Origin of the sequence: Saccharopolyspora soli (assembly GCF_022678645.1) — a bacterium.
Taxonomy (GTDB): domain Bacteria; phylum Actinomycetota; class Actinomycetes; order Mycobacteriales; family Pseudonocardiaceae; genus Saccharopolyspora; species Saccharopolyspora soli.
Window position 1 is genome coordinate 135,097 of sequence record NZ_JALBWV010000017.1, and the last position, 13,586, is coordinate 148,682.

General features: G+C 69.2%; 12 protein-coding genes. 7 read left to right on the forward strand and 5 right to left on the reverse strand.

The window, feature by feature from the left end:
• Nucleotides 1–49: 49 nt before the first annotated feature.
• The gene (locus tag MOQ72_RS15500; RefSeq protein WP_242184241.1) at nucleotides 50–580 is read right to left on the reverse strand and encodes a CGNR zinc finger domain-containing protein; all 531 of its coding nucleotides are present in this window, start codon (nucleotides 578–580) and stop codon (nucleotides 50–52) included.
• Between the two features lie 76 nt (nucleotides 581–656).
• Between MOQ72_RS15500 and MOQ72_RS15505 the strand changes: the two genes are divergently transcribed.
• Nucleotides 657–1,475: an alpha/beta fold hydrolase gene (locus MOQ72_RS15505; protein WP_242184242.1), complete on the forward strand. Its 819-nt coding sequence runs from the start codon at nucleotides 657–659 to the stop codon at nucleotides 1,473–1,475.
• A 167-nt stretch (nucleotides 1,476–1,642) separates the two neighbouring features.
• Complete coding sequence (locus MOQ72_RS15510) at nucleotides 1,643–2,980, forward strand: MFS transporter (RefSeq protein ID WP_242184244.1); 1,338 nt, start codon at nucleotides 1,643–1,645, stop codon at nucleotides 2,978–2,980.
• 81 nt (nucleotides 2,981–3,061) lie between these two features.
• Here the strand turns inward: MOQ72_RS15510 and MOQ72_RS15515 are convergent, their stop codons facing one another.
• Entirely contained in the window at nucleotides 3,062–3,556 is a 495-nt protein-coding gene (locus MOQ72_RS15515) for an NUDIX hydrolase (protein ID WP_242184245.1), read from the reverse strand.
• 142 nt (nucleotides 3,557–3,698) lie between these two features.
• On the opposite strand from MOQ72_RS15515, the gene MOQ72_RS15520 reads away from it, so the two are divergent.
• Nucleotides 3,699–4,739 carry a DNA polymerase IV gene (locus MOQ72_RS15520; protein ID WP_242184258.1) on the forward strand — a complete coding sequence of 347 codons (1,041 nt, stop codon included), beginning with the start codon at nucleotides 3,699–3,701 and terminating at the stop codon, nucleotides 4,737–4,739.
• Between the two features lie 16 nt (nucleotides 4,740–4,755).
• Here MOQ72_RS15520 and MOQ72_RS15525 read toward each other — a convergent pair whose 3' ends face one another.
• Nucleotides 4,756–5,232, reverse strand: a complete 477-nt coding sequence (locus MOQ72_RS15525; protein ID WP_242184259.1) for an Lrp/AsnC family transcriptional regulator — start codon at nucleotides 5,230–5,232, stop codon at nucleotides 4,756–4,758.
• A 132-nt stretch (nucleotides 5,233–5,364) separates the two neighbouring features.
• On the opposite strand from MOQ72_RS15525, the gene MOQ72_RS15530 reads away from it, so the two are divergent.
• Nucleotides 5,365–7,677, forward strand: coding sequence for a thiamine pyrophosphate-binding protein (locus MOQ72_RS15530; protein WP_242184246.1), 2,313 nt, complete (start codon nucleotides 5,365–5,367; stop codon nucleotides 7,675–7,677).
• A 71-nt stretch (nucleotides 7,678–7,748) separates the two neighbouring features.
• On the forward strand, nucleotides 7,749–8,570 hold the full coding sequence (locus MOQ72_RS15535) for an oxygenase MpaB family protein (protein WP_242184247.1): 822 nt from the start codon (nucleotides 7,749–7,751) through the stop codon (nucleotides 8,568–8,570).
• A 25-nt stretch (nucleotides 8,571–8,595) separates the two neighbouring features.
• On the opposite strand, the gene sbnB is transcribed toward MOQ72_RS15535, so the two are convergent.
• Nucleotides 8,596–9,627: a 2,3-diaminopropionate biosynthesis protein SbnB gene (gene sbnB / locus MOQ72_RS15540; RefSeq protein WP_242184248.1), complete on the reverse strand. Its 1,032-nt coding sequence runs from the start codon at nucleotides 9,625–9,627 to the stop codon at nucleotides 8,596–8,598.
• 216 nt (nucleotides 9,628–9,843) lie between these two features.
• On the opposite strand from sbnB, the gene MOQ72_RS15545 reads away from it, so the two are divergent.
• Nucleotides 9,844–10,743 carry a universal stress protein gene (locus tag MOQ72_RS15545; protein WP_242184249.1) on the forward strand — a complete coding sequence of 300 codons (900 nt, stop codon included), beginning with the start codon at nucleotides 9,844–9,846 and terminating at the stop codon, nucleotides 10,741–10,743.
• A 94-nt stretch (nucleotides 10,744–10,837) separates the two neighbouring features.
• Here the strand turns inward: MOQ72_RS15545 and MOQ72_RS15550 are convergent, their stop codons facing one another.
• Nucleotides 10,838–12,061 (reverse strand): NAD(P)/FAD-dependent oxidoreductase, encoded by a 1,224-nt coding sequence (locus tag MOQ72_RS15550; protein ID WP_242184250.1) that lies wholly within the window; start codon nucleotides 12,059–12,061, stop codon nucleotides 10,838–10,840.
• A 219-nt stretch (nucleotides 12,062–12,280) separates the two neighbouring features.
• On the opposite strand from MOQ72_RS15550, the gene MOQ72_RS15555 reads away from it, so the two are divergent.
• On the forward strand, nucleotides 12,281–13,408 hold the full coding sequence (locus MOQ72_RS15555) for an NDMA-dependent alcohol dehydrogenase (RefSeq protein ID WP_242184252.1): 1,128 nt from the start codon (nucleotides 12,281–12,283) through the stop codon (nucleotides 13,406–13,408).
• Nucleotides 13,409–13,586 lie beyond the last annotated feature (178 nt).

A 13,586-nucleotide genomic window follows, 5' to 3' on the forward strand; every position in this document is an offset into this window, starting at 1 on the left:
TGGTCACGGGTGCCCCTCACTCGTTCCACGATCGGGTGCTGCGAGCAGGTCAGGCGTTCTTGCGGCGATTCCGGTAGGTGCGCATCTTGTGGCGTGCTCCGCAGATGTCCATGCTGCACCAGATGCTGTTGTTGCCGGGAGATCGGTCGTAGTAGAGCCAGCGGCAGTCGTCGGCGTGGCAGACCTTGAGCCGCCCAGGTTTCCCGGCTAGCCCGTCTACCGCCAGGGCCGCGATGAGCCGACCTATCAGCCGCTCGACCGCGGTGCCGTCGAGCACCGGGATCAGCACGTCGCCGTCCCGCCACTGCGGCGGTCGCAGGAGGCGGCGCGCGTAGTCGTTCAGCCCTGCGGAATCGGTTCCTTCGAGGTGTTCGCGGATGGTTTCGCGGGCTCGCACCAGGTCGCGACGAGCGGATTCGTCCAGCTCGTCGGCGGCGTCCTGCCATTCGTGCTCGGTCAGCCAAGCCCGCGTGCTTGCCAGGTCGGCGAAGGCGTCTTCGTCGTAGAGGAACCGCGCGGAATTGCCGAACGCTTCGACGATTTCCAGGTCACCCGGAGCAGCTGGTCGGTCGTAGGCCACGAATTCAGTTTACCGTCATCCGGCATTTGATGGTAACGTTACTTGCAGAACGTCATAGTCGGTAACGGAGGTTGGGATGGGCTGGGAACTGCCGGAGCGGCACGAGACGTCGTACGGAACCGTTCGCTGGGCGAGCCACGGGCGAGGAGATCCGGTGATCCTGATGCACGGGACGCCGTTCTCGTCCTACGTCTGGCGCGACATCGCCGGGGCGCTCAGCGCCCGGTACCAGGTGTTCGTCTGGGACATGCCGGGCTATGGGCAGTCTGAAATGCGGGATGGGCAGGATGTCTCGTTGGCTGCGCAGCAGGCGGTGTTCACCGATCTGCTGCGGCACTGGGGGTTGCGGGGCCCGTCGGTGATCGCGCACGACTTCGGTGGTGCAGTGGCGCTGCGGTCCGCCCTGCTGGACGGTGTCCACTATGGACGGATGATGTTGCTCGACGCGGTGAGCGTGCGCCCCTGGGGTTCGGACTTCTTCCGGCTGGTGCGGGACAATTCCGAGGTCTTCGCGGCACTGCCGCCGCACCTGCACGAGGCGCTGGTCCGCCGCTACATCGCGACCGCGGCGCACCGCGAACTGCGCGGCGAGGTGCTGGACGCGCTGGTCGAGCCCTGGCTCGGCGAGACGGGGCAACCGGCGTTCTACCGCCAGATCGCGCAGGCCGACGAACGCTTCACCCGCGAAGTGGAAGACCGCTACGGGGAACTCGACTGCCCGGTGCTCATCGCCTGGGGCGAGCAGGACCAGTGGCTACCGGCCGACCGCGCGCAGCGGCTGGCCGAGCAGATCCCGCACGCCCGGCTGGCCTGGATCGAACAGGCCGGACATCTGGCCCAACTGGACAACCCGGCCCGCCTGACCGCGCTACTCGCCGACTTCCTCGCCGAATGATCAGGCCGGTGCCTGCTCCCAAATTCGGGGAAATTCGGGCGTGGTGGCCGCACTGGTCGATGGTGGCCGTGAGGATGCCCACTATGCGGGATTCGGGTCTCGGTACGTGGTTGATCAGCGGTTAGAGTGCCTTAGCCCATTCGTGTTATCGAGGAGGTTTTGGCGCCATGGCTGTCGGCCACGCCTCAGCACCGGGAGTGCGGGGTTCCGGACCATCGGGGGATCCCGTCCCGCGGAACTCGACCCGACAGGTGGTGCTCGCCAGCCTGGTAGGGACGTCGATCGAGTTCTACGACTTCTACGTCTACGCGACGGCCGCGGTGCTGGTGTTCCCACACCTGTTCTTCCCGCCCGGTGACGCCACCGCCGCAACCCTCCAGTCGCTGGCGACCTTCGCGATCGCCTTCGTGGCCCGGCCGGTCGGCTCCGCCCTCTTCGGCCACTTCGGCGACCGCATCGGCCGGAAGGCCACGCTGGTCGCTTCGCTGCTGACGATGGGCATCTCGACCGTGGTGATCGGCCTGCTGCCCGGCTACCAGCAGATCGGCGTCGTCGCGCCGCTGCTGCTGGCGCTGTGCCGGTTCGGGCAGGGGCTGGGGCTCGGCGGTGAGTGGGGCGGCGCCGCGCTGTTGGCCACCGAAAACGCCCCCGCGCACAAGCGGGCTTTCTTCGGCACGTTCCCGCAGCTGGGCGCGCCGATCGGATTCTTCTTCGCCAACGGGCTGTTCCTGCTGCTGTCCGAGGTGATGGACGACGGGACGTTCCAGTCCTGGGGCTGGCGGGTGCCGTTCCTGGTGTCGGCGGTGCTGGTGGTCGTCGGCCTGTGGGTGCGCCTGAGCATGCACGAAACCCCGGTGTTCGCGAAGGTGCTGGCGCGCGACGAGCGGGCGAAGGTGCCCTTCGTTCAGGTCTTCCGCGGCGACTTCAAAGCGCTGGTGCTCGGCACGTTCATCATGCTGGCCACCTACGTGCTGTTCTACCTGATGACGGTGTTCTCGCTGGCCTACGGCACGGACAAGACCGGCCTCGGCTACCCGCGTTCGTCGTTCCTGGTCATGCTGCTGGTCGGCGTGGTGTTCTTCGGCCTGACGGTTCCGCTGGCCGGATGGCTGGCCGACCGCTTCGGGCGGCGGCCCACGCTGATCATCACCACCGTCGCGATCATCGTGTACGGCCTGCTGCTGGGACCGTGGTTCGGCGCCGAGTCCGCGGTGGCGACGGTGTCGTTCCTGGTGGTCGGGCTCGGGCTGATGGGCATGACCTTCGGGCCGATGGGCGCGGTGCTGCCGGAGCTGTTCCCGACCGCGGTGCGCTACACCGGTGCCTCGGTGGCCTACAACGTCGCCGGTCTGCTGGGCGCCTCGGTAGCCCCGTACATCGCGACCTGGCTGGCCAGCGCCTACGGCTTGGGCTGGGTCGGCGTGTACCTGGCGGCGATGGGTGCGATCACCCTGATCGCGCTGTTGGCCAGCCGGGAGACCCGCGAGACATCAATCGAGAACTGACCCCAGCCACGCCAGCAACACACGAACATCCAATATGGACAATCGCATTGCCGTCCATGGTCGTGAGTGGCAATGGTCGCTCTAGCAGCCGTTACCACTCACGACCCGGCCGGTGCTGTGCAGCAGTTCGAGCAGGCGGTTCACGAATTCCGCTTGGGCCGGGTTGAGCTTCTCCCTGGCGGTTTCCGGGGTGCACCACCGGGCGCGGTCGACCTCGGGGAAGCTCTGGCGGCGGCCGGATTTCGGCGGCCACTCCATTTCGAACTCGTTGCTGCGCAGGTCGGCGACGTCGAAGTCGCCCTCGACGGCCCAGGCGGTCACGAGCTTGCCGTTGCGCTGCTTGACCTCGCCGAGCGGCGCCAGGTCGCGGTCGGCCAGCGGCATCCCGGTCTCCTCGGCGAACTCGCGAACGGCCGCTGATCGGGCGTCCTTGTCCGGCTCGTACTCGCCCTTCGGGATGGACCAGGCGCCCGCGTCCTTCTTCTGCCAGAACGGACCGCCCGGATGCACCACCAGGACCTGCGGCTGTCCGCCCTCGATCTTGAACAACAGGATGCCAGCGCTACGTTTGCCCACCTCACCAGTGTCGCGCACCGACGGCGTCGTCGCGGTAGCTGGGCGACGAGCCGTCGGGCCGACAACGTCCGATGTGGACGCGCGGTTGCGACCTCGGGCCTGCGCGGGCGATGCGCTCTGGCGGAATTGGCGGAATCCGTCGATGCTGGTCAGCGTGGAACGGGTCGTGTTGCACGTGGATCTCGATCAGTTCATCGTCGCGGTCGAGTTGCTGCGCCACCCCGAGCTGCGGGGCAAGCCGGTGCTGGTCGGTGGGTCCGGCGACCCGAAGCAGCGCGGTGTGGTGGCCGGGGCGTCCTACGAGGCGCGCGAATTCGGGGTCCGGTCCGGCACCCCGCTGCGCACTGCGGCGGCCCGCTGCCCCGACGCCGTGTTCCTGCCCGCCGACCGCGAGACCTATCTCGCGGCGTCCGCCGACGTGATGGCGGCTCTCCAGGAGATCGGCGGTGTCGTGGAGGTGGCCGGTTGGGACGAGGCATTCATGCTCGTCGACACCGACGACGCCGAGGAGACCGCGCGCTCGGTGCAGCGCCACGTGCGGGAGCGCACCGCGCTGGCGTGCTCGGTGGGCATCGGGGACAACAAGCTGCGGGCGAAACTCGCGTCCGGCCTGGCCAAACCGGCTGGCGTCTTCCGCCTCGACATGTCGAACTGGGTGGCGGTGATGGCGTCGCGGCCGACGGACGCGCTGTGGGGCGTCGGCTCGAAGACCGCGAAGAAGCTCGCCGCGCGCGGCATCGCCACCGTCGGCGATCTGGCCCGCACCGCGATGGCCGACCTCGCCGGTGAATTCGGTCCCAACATCGGACCGTGGCTCGTCGCGCTCGCGCACGGCTACGACTCGACACCGGTGACCGCCGAGCCCTACCAGGCGCGTTCGCACGGCCGGGAGGTCACCTTCCAACGAGACCTGCGGGACACCGCCGAGATGCGCGCGGAGGTCGTCCGGCTGGCGCACGTCGTGTCCGACGACCTCGCGGTGGAGGACGCGTTGGCCCGTCGAGTCGTGGTGAAGGTGCGCGACTCCCGCTTCGCCACCCACACCCACGGGGTGTCGCTGCCAGCCCCGACCCGCGAAGCAGCCGCCATCGAGCAGGCCGCCCTGGCCGCCCTCGCCCGCTTCCCCCTGGACCGCCCGGTGCGCCTGCTCGGCGTCCGCGCCGAGCTCGCCCGCAGCGGCTGAGTCGCCACGTGACCGATCAACGGTCTGCGAGGGCCTTGTCCAACAGCGGGGTCAGGCGGAAGTCGACGAGGCTGCGCATCGCCAGGGCGAAGTTGGTCCGCTCCACGCCCGGTGTGGCGAGGACCTGTCCGGCGATCCGGTACAGGTCGTCGGCATCGACCGCCACCACGCGCACCAGCAGGTCAGTCGCGCCGGTGAGCCCGAAGACCTCGACGACCTCCGGGATCTCGGCCATTGATTCGGCGAGCTCGCCGAGCATCTGCTGGGTGACCTGCACGGTGATGAAGGCGGTCAGCGGATAGCCGAGCGCGGCCGGATCGATGCGCCGCTCGAACGACCCCAGCCCGCGCTCCAGCTTGGTCAGCCGGGCCTGCACGGTGTTGCGGGACAGGCCGACGCGTTCGGCGAGCGCGACCACCGTCGCGCGGGGTTCTTCGTTCAACGCCCGCAACAGCCGGATGTCGACCTCGTCGAGGCCGCCAGCACTGGGCACAATGCTCACCTCCGTCCGCCTGCGCCGAACCCCGCCGGTGCAGAATGCGCGATTTTCGAACCGCATCTTGTGCAGAGATTGTGCGCTTGGTGTCCTGATCGGCGCAATGTGGCAACTTTTCCGGGAGGTGTGATGATCAGCGCGGCGATGCCCCAGCAGGCGGTGGTCGAACCCCTGCGCGAGGTCGAGCAGCGGGTGTTGTGGCTGTCCACCGCGATCATCGATCACGCCAACCGGGTGCGGCCCAACCCGTCGGGGCTGAAGGTCGGCGGGCACCAGGCGTCCTGCGCATCCATGGTCTCGATCATGACCGCGCTGTACTTCGAGCACCTGACCGCGGCGGACCGGGTTTCGGTGAAGCCGCACGCGTCGCCGGTGCTGCACGCGATCAACTACCTGCTGGGCGAACTCGACGAGTCGTACCTGACCACGCTGCGCGAATTCGGCGGCCTGCAGAGCTATCCGAGCCGCACCAAGGACCCAGATCCGGCGGACTACTCGACCGGCTCCGTCGGGCTCGGTGCGACGGCGCCGATCTGGGGCGCGGTGGCCCGCCGCTATGTCGACAGCCACGTCGGCGACGCGGGCACTGGGCGGCAGTACTCGCTGCTGGGCGACGCCGAACTGGACGAGGGCGCCTGCTGGGAAGCGATCATGGATCCGACCGTCGCCGACCTGGGCGAGGTGGTGTGGATCGTCGACCTCAACCGGCAGTCGCTGGACCGCGTCGTGCCCAACATCGCGGCCAACCGCTTGCAGGGCATGTTCGCCGCTGCGGGCTGGCAGGTGCTCACCCTGAAGTACGGGCAGCTGCTGGAGGAGTTGTTCGCCCGGCCCGGCGGCCAGGCGTTGCGGGAGCGCATCGACCGCATGAGCAACCCCGAGTACCAGCGGCTGCTGCGCTGCACGCCGCAACAGCTGCGCGAACGACTGCCCGGCGCGGACGGCACCGAGATCGCCCGGCTGCTGTCCGATGTGGACGACAAGAAGCTCGCCGCGGCGATCCGCAATCTGGGCGGGCACGACCTAGCGGCGCTTGACGAGGCCTTCCGGGCGATCGACGACACCCGGCCCACGGTCATCTTCGCTTACACCATCAAGGGATACGGCCTCGCCACCGAAGGCCACCCGCAGAACCACAGCTCGCTGCTCAGCGCCGATCAGATGCGGCTGCTCGCCGAGAGCGTCGGTGCCGATCTCGACGACCCGTGGCACCGGTTCCCAGCGGACAGCGCAGCAGGGCAGCGATGCGCCGAAGCCGCAGCCCGGCTGCGGCGGCGCGAGCGCCCACGGGTTTCGCCACCGGAGGTGCCGGTGGACGTCGGGCGAACGCCGACCGGCACTACGACCACCCAGGCCGCGCTCGGCCGGACGCTGCTCGACCTGACGCGCGGCGCACCGGACGCGGCGCAGCGGATCGTGACGCTCGCACCGGATGTCAGCTCGTCGACGAATCTCGGTGGCTGGCTGAACAAGGTCGGCGTCTGGTCGCCGACCGAGCGGGTGGACTGGTTCGCCGATGACGCAGAAACCATCCTGCACTGGCGGGAACGCCCGGCTGGGCAGCACATCGAACTCGGCATCGCCGAGACGAACCTGGTCAGCCTGCTCGGCGAACTCGGCGCGACCTGGAGCCGCTGGGGGCAGCCGCTGCTGCCGATCGGCGTGGTCTACGACTGCTTCGTCGGGCGCGCGCTGGAGCCCTGGTCGTTCGGGATGTACGCGGGTGGCCAGTCGATCCTGGTGGGCACGCCCTCCGGGGTGAGCCTGGCGCCCGAGGGCGGCGCGCACCAGTCCGTGATCACCCCGTCGATCGGCTTGGAGCAGCCCGGCCTGACCAGCTACGAACCGGCGTTCGCCATCGACACCGAATGGTGCCTGCTGGCCGCGTTGTCCGGACTTGGCAAGCCCGGTGGGACATCCGCCTACCTGCGGCTGTCGACCCGCCCGGTCGACCAGACGCTCGCGGCGGTGCCCGCTGACCCGGCGGCCCGCGAACGCCGTCGCCGCCAAGTGGTCGGCGGCGCCTACTCGCTGCGCCGATACGCCCAGCCGACGGTGACCCTGGCGGCGATGGGCGCCGTGGTGCCCGAAGCGCTGGCGGCTGCCGACCGGCTCGACGCCCAGGGCATCGGCGCTGACGTGGTGTGCGTGACCAGCCCGGATCTGCTGTTCGAGGCCCTGCGAGCGCGCCAGGGCAGCGGTGGTCCGGCTGGGATCCTGGACCAGGTCTTCCCGGCGCATCGGGCGACCCCGCTGGTGACCGTCCTCGATGGACACCCGCACACGCTGGCGTTCCTGGCGGGGATCAACCGGGTGCGTGCGGCCCACCTCGGGGTCACCGCCTTCGGCCAGTCGGGTGCCCTGCCGGACGTCTACCGCCACCACGGCATAGACGCCGACGCGATCGTCCGCGCCGCCCTCGACATCACCGATCACGCCTAGCGCTCATCCGCACGTAGCAACGATGCTGTTGGGGAACGACCGAATTGACTCGGTGCGGTGGGTGGCGGACGGTGGTTGCGGTGGACGAGGTCGGGCGCATCGACGAGGCGGTGCTCGGCGCGGGCCTGTTGGCGGGCACCGCGAACGTGATCATGCAGCTCGCCCGTCCCGGTGTGGGCTACGGCGTGGTGGAGAGCAGGGTCGAAAGCGGCCAGCTGTTCCGGCATCCGGTGAAGCGGACCCGCACCACCCTGGCCTACCTCGCCGTCGCGACGATGGGCACCGAGCGGGAGCGGGAACTGTTCCGGCAAGGGGTCGACCGCGTCCACGCCCAGGTGCGTTCGACGGATTCGAGTCCGGTGCCCTACCACGCGTTCGACCCGGACTTGCAGCTTTGGGTCGCTGCCTGCCTGTACAAGGGTTTCGAGGACCTCCACCGGATCTTCTTCGGCGAGCCGGACCCGGACACTGCCGAGCGGTTCTACCAGGGCGGGGCGGTGCTGGGCACGACGTTGCAGGTGCCGCCGCAGGCGTGGCCGGTCGATCGCGATGCCTTCGAGGAGTACTGGACCGAGTCGCTGAAGCGGATCTCGATCGACGACGCGGTGCGCGACTACCTGCACGACGTGATGATGCTGGCCTGGCTGCCCCGCCCGCTGCCGGAACTGTTCGGCCGCTTCAACAGATTCGTCACGACCGGATTCCTCCCCGAACCGTTCCGGGACGAGATGCGCCTGCGCTGGACCGACCGGGACCAGCGGCGTTTCGACGCGCTCATGTCGGTGCTCGGGGCGATCGCGCGGCGCCTGCCACCGGTCCTGCGGCGCTTCCCGTTCAACCTGGTGCTGCACGACCTCCGCCGCCGCATCAAGACCGGCCGTCCACTGGTGTGACGACACCTGCGAGTCGTGCCGCCGGTCAGGCGTAGCGGTTCAGCTCGGCGAAGAAGCCGGGCACGACGTGCAGTTGTTCGGCTGCGGCCAGCTGGTCGTGGACGTACTTGCCGACGGCGAGGTCCAGCACGCCCAGCCCGAAGGGGGAGAAGATCACCGGTCGGTCGGCGGGGCAGTCGAGCGAACCGGCCAGCAGCTCGGGCATGGCACCGGCGACGAAATCCCGGTTCCCGGTCCGTTGCTCGGTCAGGTGCAGCGACGTGTTCGCCTTCATGCAGTGCTCGACGTCATCGGTGATGTTGCAGGCGGACAGGATGATTTCCGGCGAGAGATCCCGCAGCGAGACGTGCAGCACCAGCGGGTGGTGCGCGAACCAGCTCGGCTCGGTCACGTGCGGTTCGCCCGCGGTGGTGGCGAAGACGACCAGATCGGCGGACCGGATCAGCTCTTCCGGCTCGTCCCGCACGGTGATCGTGCCGGTCTCGGTCCGCCGCAGGTATTCCTCGAACGCCGCGGCGTATTCCGCTGACCGGTCGTGCACGCCCAGTTCGTCGAACTCGAAACCGTTGGCGGACAGGTAGGTGTGGATGTAGCGGGCGATCAACCCGGTGCCGACGAAACTGATCCGACGCGGCTTGCCACCGCGCCGCTGGCTGATCCGCACCGCGGCCAGCGCCGCCGACGCCGCGGTCCGCGCCGCGCTGATGATGGAACTCTCCAGGCAGGCGAACGGATGTCCGGTATCGGGATCGTTGAGGATCAGTACCGCCGACGCGCGGGGCAGTCCGGCGTTCAGATTCGCCGGGAAGCTGGAGATCCACTTGATGCCGTGCACGTCGACGTCGCCGCGCACCGAGGCGGGCAGCGCGATGATCCGCGACGCCGGATCGTCCGGGAACCGGAGGAAGTAGGAGTCCGGGTTCACCGTCCGCCCCTCGCCGTGCAACCGGTAGGCAGCTTCGATCACCTGCGTCACCTGCTGCTCGCGGCCGATGAGCACGTCGCGCACCTGGCTGCCCGGAATCACGCTGAAGGACGGGGTCGTCGGGGAGTTCACTTCGACATCACCTCGGGTCGTCGCCGATCAGGTTCGATCCGCGGCCGGTCGGATCCCGGCGTGCGGAGTGGCCTTCATACTCGCTGAGCCGACGCCGCCCACAGCCGGTGATCTACCTCTCGGTCGGGCAGCGGGTCGGAACTGCTGGTTCCGGCGAGCGCACCGAGCCGGGCTCGACCACCCTGGTGTTGTCGCAAGCCAGGAGGGAGGGCTGGGATGAGCGGTGTGGGAACCGGGCCGGTGGTCGTGGGCGTCGACGGCTCAGCGGTCGCGCGCAACGCGGCCCGCTGGGCGGCTCGGGAGGCGGACCGGCGGCGGACCGCCCTGCGGATCATCTACGCGGACGTGACCGCCCAGCCCGTGGTGACGGAAATCCCCGTGCTGCACTGGCCGAAGGAACACCAGGTGCACATCCGCGAACAGGTCGGGCGCTGGCTGGCCTCCAGCGCCGACGGAGCGCGGGAGCAGGCGCCGGAGGTGCCGCTGAGCACCGCGTCCATTCCGGGCACCCCGGAGAAGGTCCTGATCGCGGAGTCCGAGACCGCTGGACTGCTAGTGGTTGGCGATCGCGGTTTCGGCGGGTTCACCGAACTGCTCGCGGGCGCCGTGGCGGTGAAGGTCGCCGCGCACGCGCACTCCTCGGTGGCAGTGGTGCCGGACGTCGGGGACCCGCTGACCTTTCCGGTAACCGGTCCCGTCGTGGCCGGGGTGGACGACCCCCGGTCCGCCGAGCCGGTGCTGGCGCACGCCTTCGCGGTGGCGGCCTCCTGGGAGGCCCCGTTGCACGTCGTGCACACCTGGGAGGTGATCGGGATCGACCTCAAGTGGATGCGCGCCCGGCTGCCCGAGGAGGAGGTCGCCGAAAGCGAGCAGCGGTTCGTCTCGGAGGCGCTGGCGGGCTGGGGCGAACGGTTCCCCGACGTCGAGGTGCGGCGGTTCGTCAGCCGCGGATCGCCGACCGCGGAGCTGCTCGCCCACGCGAAGGAAGCCCAGCTCGTGGTAGTGGGCGCACGGGGGAGGGGCGGCTTCCCCGGCCTGCGGCTCGGCTCCACCAGCCACAAGCTGATCCACCACTCGTCGTGCCCGATCATCGTGGTCCGCGACGACCAGGATTGAGGGCCGGTACTCGAAATCGGGTTGCGCGGCGGTGCACTTGGCGATTTCGCTCGAAACCGCCCGCGAGACAACGCAGGTGTGGTGTGCGGCGAGATCAGCCGCGGCTGGCGAGGCGTTGGAATGCGCGGAGGTCGAAGCCCGGCACCGTTGCTTCGTCGAGGCGGAGGACGTGACCAGCCGCGAGCAGTCGGCGGGCTGCCATGTGGTCCGCCGGGCGGTTCACCGATTCGACGGCCACCAGCCGGTCCTGCCGGAACGCCAGCACCGAGAACTTGCCCTCGTCGGGCTCGCCGATCAGGTGGGTCCGGTCGTGCCCGGCCGCGAGTCCGGCGATCTGCAGCTTGAGCTCGTCCTGGTGGCTCCAGAACCAGGGGAGGCTCCGGTACTCGTCGACGGTGCCGGTGGCGATCTGCTCGGCCACGTGCTGTGCCTGGTCGACGGCGTTCTGCACCGACTCCAAACGCACCACCGACCCGCTGTGCGCGCTGGGAAAACGAGCGCAGTCGCCGATCGCCGACACCGCCGGATCGGCCGTGCGCAGGGTCCCGTCGACCAGGATCCCGTTGTCCACGGCGAGCCCGCAGTCCCGCGCGAGCTCGTCGCGGGGCAGCACGCCCGCACCGATGACCACGAGATCGGCCGGGAAGACCCGTCCTTCCGGCGTGCGGACCCCGGTCACCCGGCCGTCCTCGCCGACGAATTCCTCGGCCACGTGGGCGAATCGGAGGTCCACGCCGCGTTCCTGGTGCGCTCGCCCGAAGAACTCCGACATGTCCGCCGTGACCACGCGCCCCATCAACCGGTCGGTCGCCTCGAACACCACGACCTCGGCGTGCGCGGCGAAAGCGGTGGCCAACTCCAGGCCGATGAACCCGCCGCCGATGATCACGATGGACTCGGCTCCGGTCATGCGGGACCGGATTTCGCGGGCATCGGCGAGATCGCGCAAGGTGCACACCCCGGCCAACTGCTCGCCGGGGATGCCAAGCGGCCGAGGCCGGGCGCCGGTGGCCAGCACCAAGTGGTCCCAGCGCAGTTCCCGACCGTCGTCGAAACCGACGATCCGCGCCTCCCGGTCGATCGCGATGATCCGATGCCCGGTCAACAGCTCGATCGCGTTGTCGGCGTAGAAGGACTGCGCGCGCAGCGGCGCCGAACCTTCGTCGGACACGAGGAAGGATTTGGACAACGGCGGGCGCTGGTAGGGCAATTCGGCTTCGGCTCCGACCAGCACGATCCGTTCGGCGTAGCCCTCGCGGCGCAGCGAGGCGGCGGTCTGGGCACCGGCTTGACCGGCCCCGACGATCACTGCTGTCACTGCTGCTCCGCCGAGGCCGTGGTGACGTGTTGCCAGCTCGATCCGCTCCCGGTCGAGGTGCGATGCCGGATTTCGTCTTCTCCATCGGTCACCTCCGGCAGCCTAGCCGCGTCGAGCGGTGCAGCGGCGATCAACCCTTGACGGGGTTCCCCCGGTTTTCCATGCTCAGGAAGCCATACGTGACCTTGACCTGGTTCGCCCATTCGACGAGGAGTGGCTATGAAGACCAAGGCGGCAGTGCTGCACGGTCCCGGCAAGGACTGGGAAATCGACGAGATCGACCTGGGTGACCCGGTGGCCGGTGAGGTGCAGGTGCGGCTGGCGGCCTCGGGACTGTGCCACTCCGACGAGCACCTGCGCACCGGCGCGAGCCCGGCCGCGTCCTACCCGGCGCTGGGCGGGCACGAGGGCGCCGGAGTGATCACCAAGGTCGGCACAGACGTCTCCGGCTTGCGGGAAGGCGACCACGTCGTGCTGGCGTTCATCCCCGGCTGCGGGACGTGTCGGCCCTGTGCGCGCGGGATGCAGAACCTCTGCGACGCCGGTGCCAGCCTGCTCACCGGCAAGGCGATCTCCGACGGAACGTACCGGGTGAGCCTGCGCGGCAAGCCGGTCGTGCCGATGTGCCTGCTCGGGACCTTCGCGCCGTACGTGACGGTCAACCAGGCGTCGGTGATCAAGATCGAGAACGACATTCCGCTGGACAAGGCTGCATTGCTGGGCTGCGGAGTGTCCACCGGGTGGGGTTCGGCCACCGAGATCGGCGATACCCGCGCCGGGGACACGGTGGTCGTCGTCGGCGTTGGTGGTGTCGGCATCAACGCCGTGCAGGGCGCGGCCGCGGCAGGCGCTCGCTACGTGATCGCGGTCGACCCGGTGGCGTTCAAGCGGGAGAAGGCGCTGGAACTGGGTGCCACGCACGCCTTCACGTCGATGGACGAAGCGGCGGCGCCGATCGCCGAGCTGACCTGGGGGCAGAACGCCAACACCACGATCCTGACCATCGGCGACCTCCTGGGCGAGCACCTGCAACCCGCGCTTGACCTGACCGGCAAGGGCGGCCAGGTGGTGGTCACGGGGATGGGCGATGCGAAGCAGATCGACGCGTCGCTGTCCCTGCACCAGCTGACACTGCTGCAGAAGCGGGTGCAGGGCGCGATCTTCGGCGGCGTCAGCCCGCGCACCCAGATCCCGCGGCTGCTGGAGCTCTACCGGCACGGCACGCTGAAGCTGGACGAGTTGGTCACCACCACCTACCGGCTCGAAGACATCAACACCGGCTACCAGGACATGCTCGACGGAAAGAACTTGCGCGGCATGATCCGCTACGGCGAGTCCGACTACTGACCGCACCACGTGAGTGCGAAAGCCCGTGGGAGCCGACCACACCTTGTTGCCCCACCGGGTGACGAGAAATGAGGTGAGGGGCACCTTTCACCAACTTACTTGGTTGTCGTGTCTCGGTTGGTTTGTCGCTGGTGGGTCTTGGGTGATGTGGCACAAGGCTAGGCGGCTGGGGTGAGGG

What these genes read in the sequence shown, in the direction of transcription:
- MOQ72_RS15505 (WP_242184242.1), top strand. Translation starts at nt 657, where the DNA reads ATGGGCTGGGAACTGCCGGAGCGGCACGAGACGTCGTACGGAACCGTT.
- MOQ72_RS15510 (WP_242184244.1), top strand. Translation starts at nt 1,643, where the DNA reads ATGGCTGTCGGCCACGCCTCAGCACCGGGAGTGCGGGGTTCCGGACCA.
- MOQ72_RS15520 (WP_242184258.1), top strand. Translation starts at nt 3,699, where the DNA reads ATGCTGGTCAGCGTGGAACGGGTCGTGTTGCACGTGGATCTCGATCAG.
- MOQ72_RS15530 (WP_242184246.1), top strand. Translation starts at nt 5,365, where the DNA reads ATGATCAGCGCGGCGATGCCCCAGCAGGCGGTGGTCGAACCCCTGCGC.
- MOQ72_RS15545 (WP_242184249.1), top strand. Translation starts at nt 9,844, where the DNA reads ATGAGCGGTGTGGGAACCGGGCCGGTGGTCGTGGGCGTCGACGGCTCA.
- MOQ72_RS15555 (WP_242184252.1), top strand. Translation starts at nt 12,281, where the DNA reads ATGAAGACCAAGGCGGCAGTGCTGCACGGTCCCGGCAAGGACTGGGAA.